The following is a 16,843-nucleotide window of genomic DNA, read 5'->3' on the forward strand; positions in this document are numbered from 1 at the left end:
CGTGGTGCCTGATAGCGAATACCAGGCAGTCACCGGGCCCCCGAGGTTCCCGAGCACCGGTCCGGCTCGGGCCCGGCCGCCGATCCCGGCGTCCGGGAGACACCTCGGGGGTACCCTTATATCCGGGTTATGGCCCTTTTGCGGGCCCCGGAGGGACCACCCGTCGCGCTGGAGGACCGTCCGCCGCTGTTCTGTTCCCGTTCCGCCCCCGCGAACCCGGCAGACTGGATAGCCTGACGCCATGTTGAGGCCCGATTTCCCGATCATCACCCCGCGCCTTACCCTCCGTGCCTTCACCCCGGACGACCTCGACGGACTCAACTCCTTCCAGTCCCGCGCCGACGTCGCCCGTTATCTGTACTGGGGCCCGCGAAGCCGGGCCGAATCCGCCGCCGCGCTCGCGAAACGCGTCCACAGCAGCACCCTGTCCAAAGAAGGCCAGTTCCTGGCCGTGGCCGTCGAGCTGACCGAGACCGGGCAGCTGATCGGCGATCTGAACCTCGAATACCTCAGCAGCGAGCGACGGCAGGGCGAGGTCGGTTTCGTGTTCCATCCCGATCACCACGGCAAGGGGCTCGCCGCGGAGGCCGCGGTCGAACTGCTCCGGCTCGGCTTCGAAGACCTCGGACTGCACCGGATCATCGGCCGCTGTGACGGCCGCAACACCGCCTCCGCCGCGCTGATGGAACGCCTCGGGATGAAGAAGGAAGCTCATCTGCGGGAGAACGAGATCGTCAAGGGCGAGTGGTGTGACGAACTCGTCTTCGCGATGCTCGAAGACGAGTGGAAGGCGAGCCGCTAGCGGCGACCAGGCATGATGGGCGCGTGCTCTTCGACAAGATCGTCCGCCCCGCGCTGTACCGGGTCTCCGGCGGTGACCCCGAAACCGTGCACGAACGCACCATCGGCAGCCTCGCCAGGCTGAGCCGGGTCTCCCCCGCGCTCGCCGCGCTCGGCCGCGTCTACCGGACGGACGATCCGGTCACCTTCCTCGGGCTCCGCTTCCCGAACCGCGTCGGCCTCGCCGCCGGGATGGACAAGAACGGCCGCGCGCTGCACGCCTGGCCGTCACTCGGCTTCGGTTTCGTCGAAGTCGGCACGGTCACCCGGCATCCGCAGCCGGGCAACGACAAGCCACGGCTGTTCACCCTCGCCGAGACCGACGCGGTGATCAACCGGATGGGCTTCAACAACGAGGGCGCGGAAGCGCTCGCCGCCCGCCTCGCCGCGGGCGGGAAGCCGCCGGTGCCGCTCGGCGTCAGCATCGGCAAGTCCAAGGTGACCCCGCTCGACGAGGCCGTCGAGGACTACCGGTTCTCGCTGCGGGCGCTGTACCCGTACGCCGACTACTTCGCGATCAACGTCAGTTCGCCCAACACGCCGGGGCTGCGGGCGCTGCAGGACAAGACCGCGCTGGCCGAGCTGCTCGCCGAACTCCGGAAGACCTCGGCCGAGCTCGCGGGCGACGCCGCGCCGACGCCGGTGCTGGTGAAGGTCGCCCCCGACCTCACCGACGACGCACTCGCGGAACTGCTGGAGGTCTGCCTCGAACACGGTGTCGCCGGGCTGATCGCGACCAACACGACCCTGTCCCGCGAAGGGATCGCGCCGACCGAGGCCGCCATCGGCGAGCAGGCGGGCGGGCTTTCCGGCCGCCCGCTCACCGCGCGGGCGGTCGAGGTGGTGCGGTTCGTGCACGGCGAAACCGGCGGCGAGCTGCCGATCATCGGCGTCGGCGGTATCTTCGACGCCGGCGCCGCCGCCCGGATGCTCGACGCCGGCGCCGGTCTCGTCCAGCTCTACAGCGGTTTCGCCCTGCACGGCCCCGGTCTGGTCAAGCGGGTCGCCCGAGGTCTCGCGGCCCGGCCGTACTGACGAACCGCAGATAGGCCCGCCAGCACTGGTACCGCGTGAGCTCCGTCGCCGTCGCCGTGGCCGCCTGGTCACAGAGGACGGCCAGCGGCGTGTCCCCGTTCTCCAGCCGGATCCGGCCGAGAACGAACGGCGCGGGCAGGGCGGCGGCGAACGTGCCGAGGGCGGCGGGTGAGAGCCGCCAGCGCTCCCCCGACAGCATCGTGTGCTCGCCCGCGGCGCTCACCGGTACGACACCCGGCTGCGGCGGTTCGGTCGGCAGCAACAGCATCCGATAGCCCTCGCCGGTCTTGACCAGCCCGGAGAACCGCGCCCCCGCGGCGACCAGCCGCTCGTTCAGCGGCTGCCCGCGCAGATGCGCGCCGAACACCACGAGATCCGCTCCCGGTGCGGGATAAGGGAAATCGGCCTGTTCGTCGGTGAGGACGGCGGCGAGGTCGATGGCGACCTGGTCGTCGAACGGCCGCACCACCACCGACACCCCGTACGGCCCGAGATCCGACGGAGACGACGGCACCGTGACCGCGCCGAGGTCGAGCAGGTTGACGAACGCCGTGAACCGCTCCAGCCGTTTGGCGACCCCGTCCGGGTCGGACAGTGCCTCGGCGACCTCGGGATGGTCCGCGACGGTCGGCAGGACCAGGGCGTCGTACTCCGACAGTGTCCGGAGCGCGAGCATCCCGGCCTCGGCGACCCGCTGCTTGTCGGCGGTGAAGCCCTCGTCGTGGATCAGTTCGCCCACCGACAGCAGGGCCGACACCTCCACCGTCTCCACGATGGCGCCGGACGCGCGCAGCGCCGAAACCGCGCCGAGGAAGGCGGAACGGGACTGCAGCGAAAGGCAGGTGAGCGTTTCGGAACCGGGAATGGCTACCCGAGGCCGGTCCCCCGCGCCGAGCCGGACGTCGGACGGCCAGTCGCGCGCCAGCGGGTCGATCCCGTCGGGGCCGGTCATCAGGCCCAGCGCGCGCTGCCCCAGTGTCAGGCTGCGCGCGAACAAGGCCACGCTGTCACCGGAAGCGACGACGCCGGTCTTGGGCACCAGGCCTGCTGTCGGCTTCATCCCGACGATCCCGTTGAGCGACGCGGGTATCCGGCCCGCTCCCGCGGCGTCCGTGCCGACCGCCAGATCGACCAGGCCGAGTGCCACGGCCACCGCCGCGCCACTGCTCGCGCTGCCGGAGACCCGGGCGGTGTTCAGCGCGGCGCTCACCGCGCCGTACGGGCTGTGGGTGTTTTCGAGATCGCTGCCGAACCGGTCGCAGTTGGTCTTGCCGAGGACCACCGCTCCCGCGGCGGTCAGCCGGGACACCGAGGTGGCGCCGACACAGCAGACGTCCTCCCCCGCGGTGGGAAGACCGGCGACGTCGATGACGTCGGCGACCGCCAGCAGGGTTCCGGCGAGCGGGAGGTCTGCGCCGGCGCGGAGGCGTTCATCGACCGCCTTCGCGTCCACGAGGGCGTCTTCCAGGGGACGGAGGGTGATCCAGACGTCGGGCCGGTCGACCTCGGTGATCCGGTCGTAGGCCGCTTTGACGCGCTGGTAAGAGCTGGGAGGCGGGGTCGGGATCGGATCTGGTTCCGGGGGTAGCGTCGTCACTGGGCGTCCTTTCCTCGGTGGGGACGAGAAAGACCACTGCGCGAGATCCACTGTGTCCGGTCCGCCACCCTGGAACGCCCGCTCACGCGGGCTGGGTTCAGGCCCGAGCTGGGAAAAGCACTGCGTGCATGAGAGAAACGGTAGGCATCGCGCGTTTCCGCCACCAGCGGATTCGGGTTACGCGAGCGTTTCGGTATCGCACAGTGAGCGAGTCGTTACGCAATGGAGTATTAGCGACGACGAATGAGACGATTGTCCAGGAAAGCGCCTGCTCAGACGCTACCGACTCGCGGTGCACGACGTGATCAGACGGACATCACCGAGATCTCCGTTCAATCACGCGTGTCGTCCGTCTGATCACGCGTGTCGCGGGTTCAGGAGAGTTCGCGCAGCGCCATAGCCAGGCCGGCGAGCTTGTCGGTCGCGTCGGAGAGCGACTCCTTGGACGACGTCATGCCGTCCGAACTCGCGGCGACGGTGTGCCCGGCGGCCGCGACGAGACCGCCGTAGCCGTCGAGGCCGTCGTCGAGCTGCTCGCGCAGTTGCTTGATGGCGGCGTCGAGGGCGCCCCGTTCCCGCTCGGGCGCGGCGTCCCGGCCGCGTTCGATGGCCTGGATCCGGCTCGCCAGGCCACGCAGGGCCTGCGCGGCCTCCGCGGCGGTGGTCCGGGCGTCCGCCACGGCGATCTCCGAGACCGGCATGGTGCCGAGCGACGTCGGCTGCGAAAGCTGGCGAAGCAGCTCCGCCAGCGACGCCTCGCTCTCGACGAGGCGCTCCATCGGCTCCCGCGCGACGGAACGCGCCGGGGGCAGCGGAGGCGGAGCGGCGGGCGCGGCGGGCAGCACGGTGCGGTTGAGCGTCCGCAGCCGCAGTCCCGACCGGACGCCGAAAGTGCCGAAGACGATGGTGAACGCGCTGCCCGCGATGGCCTGGAAGACGTCGGCCTGGCCGTCCTTCAGCAGGCCGGTGCCCGCGACGACGGCGAACAGTCCACAAAGGATGGTGAGGAGGAACCAGAAGGTCATCGCGCGCGAGGTGCGGCGCTTGCGGCGCTCCAGTTTGGCGGCCGGTTCGTTCCAGCGGGCCCATTTGGCCTTCGCGTCGGCGACGACCGGGATCTGGCCCGCCGCCAGCGTTGTCAGCTGCTGCGAGATCTTCGGCATGGCGGGCATCGGCGGCATCTGCGGCCTGCTCCGCGGCGGCTGAACCGGCCGCGGGGGCTGGGCCGCCGTCGGCGCGGACGGCCGGGAGCCCTGCTCGGAGGGTGGGATGTAGCGCTGCAGCTTCTCCTGCGCGCGCTGGGCGTAGTCGGGCAGCTTTTCGATGTGCTTCTCAAGCTTGGCGGTGAACTCCCCGAAGTCCTTGCGCCTGCCCTGCCCCATTTGCCCTCGCCCCTGTCTTCGGTGAGTCCGGTCCCGCGTCCCCGCGAGGACGCGGGACCGGCTCTAGGTGGTGTGTCAGGCGGGGTTCTTGCCCTGTTCGGCCTGAACCCGTGCCTGGATCTCCCGCTGGATGTCCGCACCGCTCGACGCCTTCGGCGCGGCGGCCGCGGTCTTGCCGTCGGTCACCTGCGCGACGGAGTCACCCTTCATGGAAGCGCGAATCTGCTCCAACCGCGAGTGTCCCGCGAGCTGCGTCGTCGAGGCCTGGACTTCCATCATCCGGCCCTGAACGGAGTTCTGGGCGAGTTCGGCAGAGCCGAGCGCGGTGGTGTACCGCTTCTCGATCTTGTCGCGAACGTCTTCCAGCGACGGGGTGTTGCCCGGCGCGGCCAGCTGGCTCATCTGGTTCAGCGAAGCGGAAACCTGCTCCTGCATCTTCGCCTGCTCCAGCTGCGAAAGCAGCTTGGTGCGCTCGGCCAGCTTCTGCTGCAACATGGTCGCGTTGCGCTCGACGGCCTTCTTCGCCTGCTCCGCAGCCTGAAGCGACTGGTCGTGCAGGGTCTTCAGGTCCTCGATGCTCTGCTCGGCGGTGACGAGCTGCGCGGCGAAGCTCTCCGCCGCGTTCTCGAACTCGGTCGCCTTCTGCTCGTCGCCCTTGGCGCGCGCCTCGTCGGCGAGCACCAGCGCCTGGCGGGTCGAAGCCTGAAGCTTCTCCACGTCGCCGAGCTGGCGGTTCAGCTTCATCTCCAGCTGACGCTGGTTACCGATCACCGAGGCGGCCTGCTGGGTCAGCGCCTGGTGATTGCGCTGCGCCTCCTCGATGGCCTGCTGGATCTGTACCTTCGGGTCGGCGTGCTCGTCGATCTTCGACGAGAACGCCGCCATCATGTACTTCCAGAACTTCACGAACGGGTTGGCCATCTCCTCCGCCTGCCTTCTCGCATCCCACGGGCTGTTACCTCGAGGTGGGGCGTCCCCTCTGTGATGTTGCAACGTCCCGACCCCGGCGTTGAGTTCCATCGTGTCAGGTCGTCGTCCCGCGTTCCAGGTGACCCCGACGGAATTCAGGGATACCCCTGACTGTGATGTCCACGACCTTTCGGGTTCACCGGGTGGTGACCGTGGGTGAAAACGGGCGGGTTCAGTGCCGCAGGGCGGTCGCTTGTTCCATACGTGACAACTTCTCGGGGTTGCGCACGACGTAGAGCCCGCTGATGAGGCCGTCGTCGAAACGCATCGCCACGACGGTGTCGACCTCGCCGTCGAGGCGGAGGATCAGCGCGGGATGGCCGTTGACCTGCGCCGGGCGCAGCGTCGCCGCGCCGGCCTTGACCAGGGTGCTCGCGGCCAGCAGCGAGGCGACCCGTTCGGCACCCACGACAGGGGTCAGCACGGCCTGCGGGCGTCGCGCGGCGACGTGGGCCCGGGCCCGGTGGGCGATCTGGTGCACCGCGGCCGGGGTCTTGCCGACGGCTTCGGCGATCTCGTCGTAGGCCACGTCGAACACCTCACGCAGTATGAAGACCGCGCGTTCGGTCGGCCCGAGGGTCTCCAGCACCAGCAGCATCGCCATCGAGACGCTGTCGGCCAGTTCCACGTCTTCGGCGACGTCGGGAGTGGTGAGCAGCGGTTCGGGCAGCCCGGGGCAGACGTAGGACTCTTTTCGGCGACCGAGCGTGCGCAGCCTGCCGAGTGCCTGCCGGGTCGCGATGCGCACCAGGTAGGCCCGCGGGTTCTCCACGGTGCCGAGGTCGACGCCCGACCACCGCAGCCAGGTCTCCTGGAGGACGTCCTCCGCGTCGGCGGCCGAGCCGAGCATTTCGTAGGCGATGGTGAACAGCAGGTTCCGGTGGGCGACGAACGCCTCCGTGGCGGTGTCGGGCATGGACGGTTCCTGTTCTCGGCGACGCTGTCCCCACCAGACGCGGCGTCCCCTCGATTTCTGACACGTCGGGGCCGTGGCGCTCGTCACGTCCCGGTGCTGTCAGCGGCGCCGGGCCACCGGCGTCTGGTGGTCGTCCGGTTCAGCACACGACCACGAAAGCAGGACGAGATCATGGATCCCCGTTTCGATCTGAACAGCGACGAGCTCGGCGCCAAGCTCGGCAAGCGGTTCGCCGGCGTCAGCGTGGCCATCAAGGGTTCGACCCTGCCGAAGGCCACCCAGGAACTGGTGTCGCTGCGGGCCAGCCAGATCAACGGCTGCGGGTTCTGCGTCGACGCCCACGCCAAGGACCTGGCGGCCGCCGGTGAACCCGCGGTCCGGGTCAACCTGGTCGCCGCCTGGCGCGAGTCGACGGTGTTCACCGAGGCCGAGCAAGCCGCACTGGCGCTCGCGGAGGAAGGCAGCAGGCTCGCCGACGCGCACCAGGGCGTGTCCGACGAGACGTGGGCCCAGGTGCGGAAGCACTACGACGACGATCAGATCGCCGCGTTGATCTACCTGGTCGCGATGATCAACGCCGCCAACCGGCTGCTGGTGATCACGCACACCAAGGGTGGCGCCTACCAGGCGGGCACGTTCGACAACGCCGCGCAATGACGGGAAAGGCCCCAGGCGGACTGCCTGGGGCCTTTTTCCGTTCACAACCTCGCTAAGCGGCGACCATCTTCGGTGCGGCGATGGTCGTCCGCAGTGCGGGACTCATCCTCGGCGGCGGCGAGATCCGCAGATCGGCCAGATCGTTGCCGATCAGTTCGGATACCAGGCGGCCTCCTTCGAGCCCACCCGCCGCGGCTTCGGCGCCCTCGCGCTCCTGAGCGCGTCGCTTCCCTGCTTCGACCTTCTCGTCCACCGGGGCGACCTCGACGTTGTCCATCGCCGAGACGTCCGCCGCGACCTTGTGCAGGAGTTCGCCCAGCGGAAGGTCCAAGGCCTCGCAAATGGACGCCAGCAGCTCGCTGGACGCCTCCTTCTGCCCGCGCTCGACCTCCGAGAGGTAGCCGAGGCTCACCCTGGCGGCGCGGGAGATGTCCCGCAGGGTTCGACGCTGGTTCGTGCGGGCGTGTCGGAGCCGGTCGCCGATCGCCTCGCGCAACAGCACGGTCATCACGCGCCTCCCTTCCAGGACTGACTGTCCCCTACGTTACCCAGTGCGGTGCCCCGGGCGCAGGTGTTGACACGGCAATACGCCAAGGGCGAACGCGGAGATCACGTGAGATGTTCCCCCAGCAGGGCGAACGCCCCGCGGACGGCACCGGCCCTGACCGAGCCTCGATCACCGCTCAAGTCCAGCGTACGGACGGTGAGCACGCCCGGACCGGCGAGGCCGACGTGGACGGTGCCGGGTGCGACACCGTCCTGTCCCGCCGGGCCCGCGACCCCGGTGAGGCCGAGGCCCCAGGTGGCGCCGCAGCGCTCCATCGCCCCGGTGGCCAATTGCGCCGCGACCTCGGGATGAACAGCGCCGCGGGCGGCGAGGAGGTCCTCGTCCACCCCGGCGAGCGAAGCCTTGAGATCGGTGGCGTAGACGATCAGGCCGCCCCGGACGACGGCACTCGATCCGGGGATCTCGGTCAGCGTCGCGCAGACCAGCCCGGCGGTCAGCGACTCGGCGGTCGCCACCGTCTCCCCACGCTCGATCAGGTGAGTGACCAACATCTCACCGGTTGTCACGACGCGGTGCCCGTCGCACGCTGTCCGGCGGCCCGCAGCCGCACCGCGCGCACGACGTAGTCGAGGCCGGTCACGACGGTCAGGATCAGCGCCAGCCCCATCAGCACCCAGCGGACCGGTTCGGCGGTGGCAGGCAGGGGCAGCAGGTACGCGGTGATGGCCGCGACCTGGGTGAGTGTCTTGGCCTTGCCGCCCCGGCTGGCCGGGATGACGCCGTGGCGGATCACCCAGAACCGCAGCAGCGTCACGCCGATCTCGCGGATCGCGATGACGATGGTGACCCACCAGCCCAGTTCGCCCAGCACGCTCAGCCCGATCAGCGCGGCGCCGATCAGCGCCTTGTCCGCGATCGGGTCGGCGATCTTGCCGAAATCGGTGATCAGCCCGTACTTGCGCGCGACCCAGCCGTCGACCTGGTCGGTGAAGGACGCGATCGCGAACAGCGCGGTGGCCATCGAGCGCCAGAAGGTGTCGTCCCCGTCGCCCGCGAACAGCGCCATCACGAACAACGGCACCAGTACCAGCCGCGACATCGTGAGCAGGTTCGCCAGGTTCAGCGTCGGGACCGGAGTGACCTCGGGGACCCGGGCGTGCTCACCGCCCGTTCCCTCACCGGCTCCGGCGTCGCTCGGGGCGGCATTCACCGGTCGGCCTCGGGCGGGGCGGGCCGCACGATCAGGTCGACGCCCTCGGAGTCGACGACCTCGCAGCGCACGAAGTCACCGACCGCCAGCGAGGGCAGGTCGTCCGTCTCGATCAGGACGCATTCGCCGTCGACCTCGGGGGCCTGGTGCGCGGCGCGGCCGATCGGGTCCTCGCCGTCCTCGGCCTGCTCGATCAGCACGTCGACGAAGTCGCCGATCCGCTCCTCGGCCCGCTGCGAGGTCAGCTCCTCGACCAGCGCGGAGATCCGCGAAACCCGCTCGGCGACCACGGATTCGTCGAGTTTGCCGTCGAAGGTCTCGGCCTCGGTGCCGTCCTCGTCCGAGTAGCCGAAGACGCCGACCGCGTCCAGCCGCGCGCCGGTCAGGAAACGCTCCAGCTCGGCGACGTCCTCCTCGGTCTCGCCGGGGAACCCGACGATGACGTTGGTGCGGATACCGGCGGCGGGCGAGTACTCCCGGATCTGCTCGCACAGCGCGAGGAAGGAGTCCGTGGAGCCGAAGCGGCGCATACGGCGCAGCACGGTCTCGCTGGAGTGCTGGAAGGACAGGTCGAAGTAGTCGGCGACGCCCGGTGTGGTCGCGATGGCCTTGACCAGGCCGGGCCGCGTCTCGGCGGGCTGCAGGTACGAGACGCGGACGCGCTCGATACCGGGCACCGCGGCCAGGCGCGGGACCAGCAGCTCCAGCGCGCGGGCGCCGTCACGGCCGAAGTCCTTGCCGTAGGAGGTGGAGTTCTCCGAGACGAGGAAGACCTCTTTCACGCCGTTCTCCGCGAGCCACATCGCCTCGGCGACGATCTCGTCCGGCTGCCGGGACACGAAGGAACCCCGGAACGACGGGATCGCGCAGAACGAGCAGCGGCGGTCGCAGCCGGAGGCGATCTTCAGCGCGGCCACCGGGGAGTCGTCGAGCCGGGTCCGCAGCACCCGCGGGCCCCAGCCGTGCTGCGCGTGGCCCGGCACCTCGACCGACTCGGCGGCCGTCGGACGCTGGACCGGGCTGATCGGCAGCAGCTTGCGGCGGTCGGACGGGGTGTGGGACTCGACCTTGCGGCCCGCCACGACGTCGTCGAGCCGCTCGGAGAGGTCCGCGTAGTGGTCGAAGCCGAGGACCGCGTCGGCCTCGGGCAGGTTCTCGGCCAGCTCGTTGCCGTAGCGCTCGGCCATGCAGCCGACGGCGACGACCTTCTTGCCGGTGTCGGACGCGGCGAGCAGGGTGTCGACCGAATCCTTCTTGGCGGACTCGACGAAGCCGCAGGTGTTGACGACCACGACGTCGGAGTCTTCGGGCTCGGCGGTGAGCTCCCAGCCGCCCGCCGCCAGCCGTCCGGCGAGTTCCTCGGAATCGACCTCGTTGCGGGCACAACCGAGGGTCAGCAAGGACACGCGACGGGTGGCGACAGGATCAGTGGTGGGAGAAGGCACGTGCCTTAGGGTAGCTGGCCTGCTCTCGGGGTCGGCGATCGCTTGCTCGGGCGAGCCTCCGGCCGCGCGCGGCCTCGTGGATGGCTTAATGGTGGATGTGTCCTCAGACCCCCTACTTCGCCGCCGCCCCACCGTTCGCCGCGCGCGGATCGCGGACGTCCGCAAGATCAAGGCGCTGGTCGACTCCGACGCGGGGACGGTGCTGCTGGAGAAGGAACTCGTCACCCTCTACGAGAGCGTCCAGGAGTTCTGGGTGGTCGAAGACGGTGACGACGTGCTCGGCTGTGGCGCCCTCCACGTGCTGTGGGAGGACATCGGCGAGCTGCGCACCATCGCCGTCGACAAGGACTCCCGGGGCCGCGGCATCGGGCACGCGCTGGTGGGGCAGCTGATCGACTTCGCCAGGGAGATCGGGCTGAAGCGGCTGTTCGTGCTGACCTTCGAAACCCATTTCTTCGCCGGGCACGGCTTCGTCGAGATCGACGGCACCCCGGTGACCCAGGAGGTCTACGAGGAGATGCGGCGCTCGGCCGACCCGGGTGTCGCGGAGTTCCTCGACCTGCCGTACGTGAAGCCCAACACGCTGGGCAACAGCCGGATGCTGCTGGAGCTATAGCTTCGGGCGGCGAAGCGTTCTTCGGTATGAGGGAAAGGCGGGACATGGACACCTCGGTCACGGACCATCTGCTCAGCACGACGCGGGCGGTCCGGCGCAAACTCGACCTGGACCGGCCGGTCGAGCCGGAAGTGCTCGAAGAGTGCCTGCGGCTCGCGCTGCAGGCACCGACGCCGGGCAACCAGCAGGCGTGGCGCTGGCTCGTGGTGCGGGATCAGGGCGTCAAGGACCGGCTGTCGGACTTGTTCCGCCGGGTCGGGAAGGCGTACCTGGAAGCGAACGCGGCCGCGTTGGGGCAGGCGATCACCGAGCCGTCCGTGGCGCGGGCGTTCGCCTCGGGACAGCATCTGATCGACGTGATCGACCGGGTCCCGGTCTACGTCATCCCGTGTCTGACCGGCAGGCCGAGCGGGGACAACGCGGCCGACGCCGCGTTCTACGGCGGGATCTTCCCGGCGGTGTGGAACTTCCAGCTGGCGCTGCGCTCGCGCGGCCTCGGCTCGACGCTAACGACGTACCACGTGACCCACGAGGCGGAGGCGGCCGAGATCCTCGGCATCCCCTCCGACGTCACGCAGGTGGGGCTGCTGCCGGTGGCCTACACGACGGTGCCGGATTTCAAGCCCGCCGCGCGGGTGCCGCTGTCGGAGGTCGCGTACCTGGACGGGTGGGGCAACGCGCTCTAGGCGGTTTCAGGCGGATCAGCTGGTCTGTGTCTAAGCCTTCGACACCCGCAGGGTGACCTGGTCGCCCCCCGAACTCACGGCGACCAGGTCGACCCGGCAGGCGGCGAACTCGACGGACTGCCTGCCACCCCGTCCGGTGGAGGCGACTTCCGCCGTCGTCCGCTCGCCGCGTCCCGGTTCGGCCAGTGTCAACGCGACCACGGCCTCCCCTTCCCAGACGCAGACCATGCCCTGAGCGCACCGGGAGTCGGACACCAGCTGGGAGAACCGGATGCTGATGTCCTTCGACGCGACCTCGGCGGTTTCACCGGCCTTGAGGGTGATGGTCTCCCCCAGCTCTACGGTGCCCTTAGGTGGCCGAGCCTGCTCGGACGTCGGCGACGGCTGAGCGGCCGGTGCGGGCTGGGCCGCCGGCGGTTGTTCGCGCGCGACGGAGCTGCCGGCTCCGCAGGCGAGACCGGCCAGGGCGCAGAGGACGACGAGCAGCTTCTTGGGGTCCACACGTTCTGGACGTAACGGAGCCGCCGGTCCGTTGCATCGGGTTTCAGGTGATCTTTTCGACCAGGGCCCAGACGCCGGTGGACGGGTTGAGGTGGTGCTCGGAACCCGGCTCGACCTCGGATTTCTTCGCGCGCAGGACAGCGGCTTCGACCCCTTGTTCGTAGTCCGAGAACCTGAGCGCCGACTTGCTGAATCCCGGCACGTGTTTGACCAGGCGTTTCGCGACATCGCCGTAACACGGCAACGGCGCCGAGCAGTCCTCGAAATGCAGGAGCAGCCAGAACTCGAAACAAGGATTCGAGATCGCCAGAGTGACGCGGAGCCTGCGGGCCGCGGCCGCCGCCTTGCCGAGGTCGAACTCGTCGACATCGACCACACACCACACTTCGTCGTGCGTTCCCTCGGCACGGTCGCGCATGCCCGCCGCGTACCTGACCACCGCTTCCGGGTCACCTCGCTTCACCTTGATCTTGATCGTGACGGCAGGGTTCCGGCGAGCCCGCTTGAGGCCTTCGAAGTACGTGGGCTCAGTAGCCTCCGCACCGCAAACGACGAGGATCGACGTTCGCTGCTCCCGGAACGCCGGTCGTCTCCGTCCGCTGTTCTCCCTGCGGGTCATCTGCCGAGCACTGCCTCGGCGAAGTCACCCAGCACGGGAACAGCTCCATAGCTACCGGCGAGATAGCGACGTTCGGTGTTCTGGTCCTTGCGCGGCTTGAAGTCCGTGAGCGGATACAACTCGCTGGCGCCTTCGGCGTTCTTGTCGACGAACCAGATCTGGTCCCGCTCCAGCACGCTGTCGCCGAGCATGGTGCCGAGGAGGCTCGTGTCGTGCGTGGTGAAGATCAGCTGGGCGCCGCGTCGATTGATGTCGGGATCACGGAACAAACCGATCAGCTCGGCCACGAGTTTGGGGTGCAGGCTGGTGTCGATCTCGTCCACGACGAAGGTCCACCCGTTGTCCAGCACCGTCAACACGTTCGGCAGGAGCCCCAGCCAATTGTTCGTCCCGGCCGATTCCTCGAACAGGCTGAAGGGCTCGGCGCCCTTCCCGTGCTGGAGCCGCACCGAACGATAGGTACTGCCCTCTTCCTGCCGGACGACCATATCGGTGATCCCGGTGTCGGCGGCCCGCAGCAAAGCGATCAACCTCTCTTGGCTGTCCGGGTCCACGTCGAGGAAGTCGGTGACCCTGCGCTGCACTTCGAGCGGTTCCCACTGCCGGCGCCTGAGCGTGACCCACAGTCCTTGTTTGAACCAGCGATAGACCGGGTCCAGCGGGCCCAACTGCAGCCGGTCACAAACGCTGAGCAACAGGGCGTTCGGCTGGATCAACTCCTCCAGCACGGCGAATTTGCTCTTGAGGTCCGCCGTCGTACTCCCGAAACGCACGCCGCTTCCCTGCCGTTCGAAGACGACTCGCCGCCGCTTCTCCGGATAGGTATAGAGCCATTCCTCCGCCACCCGGCCGCCTGTCGTCTCGCCATTGATCCGAAATCCGTAGGTGTAGCGGACGGCGTCGAGCATCAACTCCACGACATAGGTCGACGGACGCCGGCCGTCGACGGAGCCCAGCCGAAAATGGCTGTTGTGGAAGGAAGTCCAGTAGCCCTCCACCAGATCCTTCATGCTGAAGAGCCCGTGGAGCAGGTTCGACTTGCCGGAAGCGTTCGCTCCGTAGATGGCGGCCACCGGGACGGCCGGACGGTCGTCCCCAGGCATGGCGGGCATCAAGAGCAGTTCCTGCTCGTCACGAAACGAGCGATGGTTGCCCAACCGGAAGCTGCGGAGCACTCTGGCCACCTCCCTGGCGAAGTCTCAGGCCATTCTGTACCAGTAAACCGCACAGAACGGCCCGAAGCATCATCCAGGGGCCAGGTCAGTCGTCGTCGGAGACGTCCCCGCCTCCTCCGTCCCCGCCGCCGCGGATCATGAACAGCACCGACTCCAGCTCCTCCGGCTTGATCAGCACGTCCCGCGCCTTGGACCCTTCCGACGGCCCGACGACGCCCCGGCTTTCCAGCAGGTCCATCAGGCGTCCGGCCTTGGCGAACCCGACCCGCAGCTTCCGCTGCAGCATCGACGTCGAGCCGAACTGCGAGGTGACGATCAGCTCGGCGGCCTGCAGCAGGACGTCGAGGTCGTCGCCGATGTCGGAGTCGATTTCCTTTTTCTCACCGGCCTTCGCCGCGGTGACGCCGTCCTGGTAGTCCGGCTGCGCCTGCTCCTTGGCGAAGTTCACCACCGCGGAGATCTCTTCGTCGCCGACGAAGGCGCCCTGGATGCGGACCGGTTTCCCGGCACCCATCGGCAGGTACAGGGCGTCACCCATACCGATGAGCTTCTCCGCGCCCGGCTGGTCGAGGATGACCCGCGAGTCGGTGAGCGACGAGGTCGCGAACGCCAGCCGCGAGGGCACGTTGGTCTTGATCAGGCCGGTCACGACGTCGACCGACGGGCGCTGGGTCGCCAGTACCAGGTGGATACCGGCGGCACGCGCCTTCTGGGTGATCCGGACGATCGCGTCCTCGACGTCGCGCGGGGCGGTCATCATCAGGTCGGCGAGCTCGTCGACGATCGCCATGATGTACGGGTACGGCTGGTAGACGCGCTCACTGCCCGGCGGCGCGGTGATCTCGCCCGAGCGCACCTTCTTGTTGTAGTCGTCGATGTGCCGGACCTTGTTGACCTGCATGTCCTGATATCGCTGCTCCATCTCCTCCACCAGCCAGGCCAGCGCCGCGGCGGCCTTCTTCGGCTGGGTGATGATGGGCGTGATCAGATGCGGGATGCCCTCGTACGGGGTCAGCTCGACCATCTTCGGGTCGATCAGGATCATCCGGCACTCGTCCGGCGTCGCCCGCGCGAGCAGCGACACCAGCATCGAGTTCACGAAGCTCGACTTACCGGAACCGGTGGACCCCGCCACCAGCAGGTGCGGCATCTTCGTCAGGTTCGCGGTGACGAAATGACCTTCGATGTCCTTGCCGAGGCCGATCACCATCGGATGGTTGTCCTTGACCGTCGACGGCGCGCGCAGCACGTCGCCGAGGCGCACCATCTCGCGGTCGGAGTTCGGCACCTCGATGCCGACCGCGGACTTGCCCGGGATCGGGGCGAGCAGCCGGACGTTGTCGGTCGCCACCGCGTAGGCGATGTTCTTGGTCAGCGCGGTGATCTTCTCGACCTTCACGCCGGGGCCGAGTTCGACCTCGTACCGGGTGACCGTCGGGCCCCGGGTGAACCCGGTGACCTGCGCGTCGACGTTGAACTGGTCCAGCACGCCGGTGATCGCCTCGATCATGGCGTCGTTGGCCTTACTGCGGGATTTCGGTGCGTCGCCGAGCTTCAGCAGGTCCGGCGGCGGGAGCTTGTAGTCGCCTTCCACGGTCCTGGTGACCGCCAGCGGCTGCTCGACCTTCTTGGGCTTCTTCTCCGGCACTTCGACCGGTTTGACAGCGGGCTTCGGCAGGCGCAGCGGCGTCGGCGGTTCGGCCAGCGCGGCTTCGATGTCGAGCTGCTCCCCCGTGTGGTCACCGGCGCCCTGGCGGCGCCGCGACGGCTTCCGCAGGCGGACCGACTTCGGATCGGCTTCGGTGACGGCGTCGCGTTCGTCGTGGATGGCTCGGCGTTCGGCCTCGGCCTCTTCGATCTCTTCGGGGTCGAGACCCCAGGTGCGCAGCCGGTGCGGGATCTCGCGGACCGGGGTCCCGGTGAACACCAGCGTGCCGAACAGCAACGCCAGCACCAGCAGCGGCACGGCGACCCAGGTGGTGACGCCCATGGTCAGCAGGCCGCCGGAGAACGCGCCGATCACGCCACCGGCGTACATCCGCCCGTCGTTGGTCTCCGGCAGCGCGGTGAAGATGTGCAGCAGGCCGAGCACGGACAGGATGACCAGGAGGGTGCCGATGACCATCCTCGGCCGGGCCTCCGGCATCGGTTCGGACCGCATCAGCGCGACGGCCACCACGATCAGGACCAGGGGCAGGGTCACCGCGCCCGCGCCGAGCAGCGAGCGGGTGGCGACCTCCACCCAGCCGCCGATCGGACCCGCGGCCCGCCACCAGACGCCGAACGCGATCACCAGCGCGAGCGCGATCAGCCCGAGCGCGAGACCATCGCGGCGGTGTTCGGGTTCGAGTTCACGGCTGCGGCCGACCGTCCTCGCCAGGGTGCCGAGCCCCTTGGCGAGCAGGTTCCAGGTGCCGCGGACGCCTTTGGCGAAGGTGCCGGAAGACTTCTTCCTGACCGCCGGACGCCGTGGAGCGGGCTTCCTCGCCGCCGTTGACCTGGGCTTCGCCGGGGTACGCGGCTTCCGCGCCGGCCCCTTGCTGCCGCCGCTTCGCGCCGTACTCCGTTTCCTGGTCGTCGACCCGCTAGCCATGCCTCCACGGTAACCGCACAGGCCCTTCAGCCCCGGGTGCCACTCGGAGCACATCCGGAACATTCGTCTCAGGTCACAGCTTGAGCGGCCATCC

17 protein-coding genes are annotated in these 16,843 nt (G+C 69.1%); 5 read left to right on the forward strand and 12 right to left on the reverse strand.

Annotated features, from left to right (window positions below):
- The first annotated feature begins 241 nt into the window (after positions 1 to 241).
- On the forward strand, positions 242 to 802 hold the full coding sequence (locus ACZ7KI_RS31190; RefSeq protein WP_470276621.1) for a GNAT family N-acetyltransferase: 561 nt from the start codon (positions 242 to 244) through the stop codon (positions 800 to 802).
- A 23-nt stretch (positions 803 to 825) separates the two neighbouring features.
- A complete protein-coding gene (locus ACZ7KI_RS31195; protein ID WP_470276622.1) occupies positions 826 to 1,875 on the forward strand; it encodes a quinone-dependent dihydroorotate dehydrogenase in 1,050 nt (349 codons plus the stop codon).
- Here ACZ7KI_RS31195 and ACZ7KI_RS31200 read toward each other — a convergent pair.
- From ACZ7KI_RS31200 to ACZ7KI_RS31215, 4 genes are all read right to left on the reverse strand, one after another.
- A complete protein-coding gene (locus ACZ7KI_RS31200) occupies positions 1,835 to 3,472 on the reverse strand; it encodes an amidase family protein (protein ID WP_470276623.1) in 1,638 nt (545 codons plus the stop codon). The two genes, ACZ7KI_RS31195 and ACZ7KI_RS31200, sit on opposite strands and share 41 nt — an antisense overlap.
- Before the next feature lie 374 nt (positions 3,473 to 3,846).
- Complete coding sequence (gene pspM / locus ACZ7KI_RS31205) at positions 3,847 to 4,854, reverse strand: phage shock envelope stress response protein PspM (RefSeq protein ID WP_470276624.1); 1,008 nt, start codon at positions 4,852 to 4,854, stop codon at positions 3,847 to 3,849.
- A gap of 75 nt (positions 4,855 to 4,929) precedes the next feature.
- Positions 4,930 to 5,775: a PspA/IM30 family protein gene (locus ACZ7KI_RS31210; RefSeq protein WP_044854161.1), complete on the reverse strand. Its 846-nt coding sequence runs from the start codon at positions 5,773 to 5,775 to the stop codon at positions 4,930 to 4,932.
- Positions 5,776 to 5,995: 220 nt separating this feature from the next.
- Positions 5,996 to 6,739, reverse strand: coding sequence for a sigma-70 family RNA polymerase sigma factor (locus ACZ7KI_RS31215; protein WP_470276625.1), 744 nt, complete (start codon positions 6,737 to 6,739; stop codon positions 5,996 to 5,998).
- A gap of 171 nt (positions 6,740 to 6,910) precedes the next feature.
- Between ACZ7KI_RS31215 and ACZ7KI_RS31220 the strand changes: the two genes are divergently transcribed.
- On the forward strand, positions 6,911 to 7,396 hold the full coding sequence (locus ACZ7KI_RS31220; RefSeq protein WP_470276626.1) for a carboxymuconolactone decarboxylase family protein: 486 nt from the start codon (positions 6,911 to 6,913) through the stop codon (positions 7,394 to 7,396).
- Positions 7,397 to 7,448: 52 nt separating this feature from the next.
- On the opposite strand, the gene ACZ7KI_RS31225 is transcribed toward ACZ7KI_RS31220, so the two are convergent.
- The 4 genes from ACZ7KI_RS31225 to rimO all read right to left on the reverse strand — a co-directional run bounded on the left by ACZ7KI_RS31225 (position 7,449) and on the right by rimO (position 10,559).
- The gene (locus ACZ7KI_RS31225) at positions 7,449 to 7,904 is read right to left on the reverse strand and encodes a helix-turn-helix domain-containing protein (protein WP_470276627.1); all 456 of its coding nucleotides are present in this window, start codon (positions 7,902 to 7,904) and stop codon (positions 7,449 to 7,451) included.
- Between the two features lie 101 nt (positions 7,905 to 8,005).
- On the reverse strand, positions 8,006 to 8,455 hold the full coding sequence (locus tag ACZ7KI_RS31230; RefSeq protein WP_470276628.1) for a CinA family protein: 450 nt from the start codon (positions 8,453 to 8,455) through the stop codon (positions 8,006 to 8,008).
- Positions 8,456 to 8,466: 11 nt separating this feature from the next.
- On the reverse strand, positions 8,467 to 9,114 hold the full coding sequence (gene pgsA, locus ACZ7KI_RS31235) for a CDP-diacylglycerol--glycerol-3-phosphate 3-phosphatidyltransferase (RefSeq protein ID WP_470276629.1): 648 nt from the start codon (positions 9,112 to 9,114) through the stop codon (positions 8,467 to 8,469).
- On the reverse strand, positions 9,111 to 10,559 hold the full coding sequence (gene rimO / locus ACZ7KI_RS31240; RefSeq protein ID WP_470276630.1) for a 30S ribosomal protein S12 methylthiotransferase RimO: 1,449 nt from the start codon (positions 10,557 to 10,559) through the stop codon (positions 9,111 to 9,113). Before rimO ends, pgsA begins: the two co-directional genes overlap by 4 nt.
- A gap of 88 nt (positions 10,560 to 10,647) precedes the next feature.
- Here rimO and ACZ7KI_RS31245 point away from each other — a divergent pair, with 88 nt between their 5' ends.
- Together ACZ7KI_RS31245 and ACZ7KI_RS31250 are read left to right on the forward strand one after the other, a co-directional pair.
- A complete protein-coding gene (locus tag ACZ7KI_RS31245) occupies positions 10,648 to 11,175 on the forward strand; it encodes an amino-acid N-acetyltransferase (RefSeq protein WP_470276631.1) in 528 nt (175 codons plus the stop codon).
- Positions 11,176 to 11,219: 44 nt separating this feature from the next.
- The gene (locus ACZ7KI_RS31250) at positions 11,220 to 11,861 is read left to right on the forward strand and encodes a nitroreductase family protein (protein ID WP_470276632.1); all 642 of its coding nucleotides are present in this window, start codon (positions 11,220 to 11,222) and stop codon (positions 11,859 to 11,861) included.
- A gap of 30 nt (positions 11,862 to 11,891) precedes the next feature.
- On the opposite strand, the gene ACZ7KI_RS31255 is transcribed toward ACZ7KI_RS31250, so the two are convergent.
- The 4 genes from ACZ7KI_RS31255 to ACZ7KI_RS31270 all read right to left on the reverse strand — a co-directional run bounded on the left by ACZ7KI_RS31255 (position 11,892) and on the right by ACZ7KI_RS31270 (position 16,749).
- Entirely contained in the window at positions 11,892 to 12,362 is a 471-nt protein-coding gene (locus ACZ7KI_RS31255; RefSeq protein WP_470276633.1) for a hypothetical protein, read from the reverse strand.
- 43 nt (positions 12,363 to 12,405) lie between these two features.
- Positions 12,406 to 12,981: an RloB family protein gene (locus ACZ7KI_RS31260; RefSeq protein ID WP_470276634.1), complete on the reverse strand. Its 576-nt coding sequence runs from the start codon at positions 12,979 to 12,981 to the stop codon at positions 12,406 to 12,408.
- The gene (locus ACZ7KI_RS31265) at positions 12,978 to 14,156 is read right to left on the reverse strand and encodes an AAA family ATPase (protein ID WP_470276635.1); all 1,179 of its coding nucleotides are present in this window, start codon (positions 14,154 to 14,156) and stop codon (positions 12,978 to 12,980) included. The genes ACZ7KI_RS31260 and ACZ7KI_RS31265 overlap by 4 nt, the downstream gene beginning before the upstream one ends.
- An 85-nt stretch (positions 14,157 to 14,241) precedes the next feature.
- Positions 14,242 to 16,749, reverse strand: coding sequence for an FtsK/SpoIIIE family DNA translocase (locus ACZ7KI_RS31270; protein ID WP_470276636.1), 2,508 nt, complete (start codon positions 16,747 to 16,749; stop codon positions 14,242 to 14,244).
- Between the last annotated feature and the right edge of the window lie 94 nt (positions 16,750 to 16,843).

It is taken from the genome of Amycolatopsis sp. NPDC039088, from assembly GCF_055598845.1.

Coding starts and splice junctions, on each gene's coding strand:
- ACZ7KI_RS31190 (WP_470276621.1), top strand. CDS start 242: ATGTTGAGGCCCGATTTCCCGATCATCACCCCGCGCCTTACCCTCCGT.
- pspM (WP_470276624.1), bottom strand. CDS start 4,854: ATGGGGCAGGGCAGGCGCAAGGACTTCGGGGAGTTCACCGCCAAGCTT.
- ACZ7KI_RS31210 (WP_044854161.1), bottom strand. CDS start 5,775: ATGGCCAACCCGTTCGTGAAGTTCTGGAAGTACATGATGGCGGCGTTC.
- ACZ7KI_RS31215 (WP_470276625.1), bottom strand. CDS start 6,739: ATGCCCGACACCGCCACGGAGGCGTTCGTCGCCCACCGGAACCTGCTG.
- ACZ7KI_RS31220 (WP_470276626.1), top strand. CDS start 6,911: ATGGATCCCCGTTTCGATCTGAACAGCGACGAGCTCGGCGCCAAGCTC.
- ACZ7KI_RS31225 (WP_470276627.1), bottom strand. CDS start 7,904: ATGACCGTGCTGTTGCGCGAGGCGATCGGCGACCGGCTCCGACACGCC.
- ACZ7KI_RS31230 (WP_470276628.1), bottom strand. CDS start 8,455: ATGTTGGTCACTCACCTGATCGAGCGTGGGGAGACGGTGGCGACCGCC.
- ACZ7KI_RS31245 (WP_470276631.1), top strand. CDS start 10,648: ATGGTGGATGTGTCCTCAGACCCCCTACTTCGCCGCCGCCCCACCGTT.
- ACZ7KI_RS31250 (WP_470276632.1), top strand. CDS start 11,220: ATGGACACCTCGGTCACGGACCATCTGCTCAGCACGACGCGGGCGGTC.
- ACZ7KI_RS31260 (WP_470276634.1), bottom strand. CDS start 12,981: ATGACCCGCAGGGAGAACAGCGGACGGAGACGACCGGCGTTCCGGGAG.
- ACZ7KI_RS31270 (WP_470276636.1), bottom strand. CDS start 16,749: ATGGCTAGCGGGTCGACGACCAGGAAACGGAGTACGGCGCGAAGCGGC.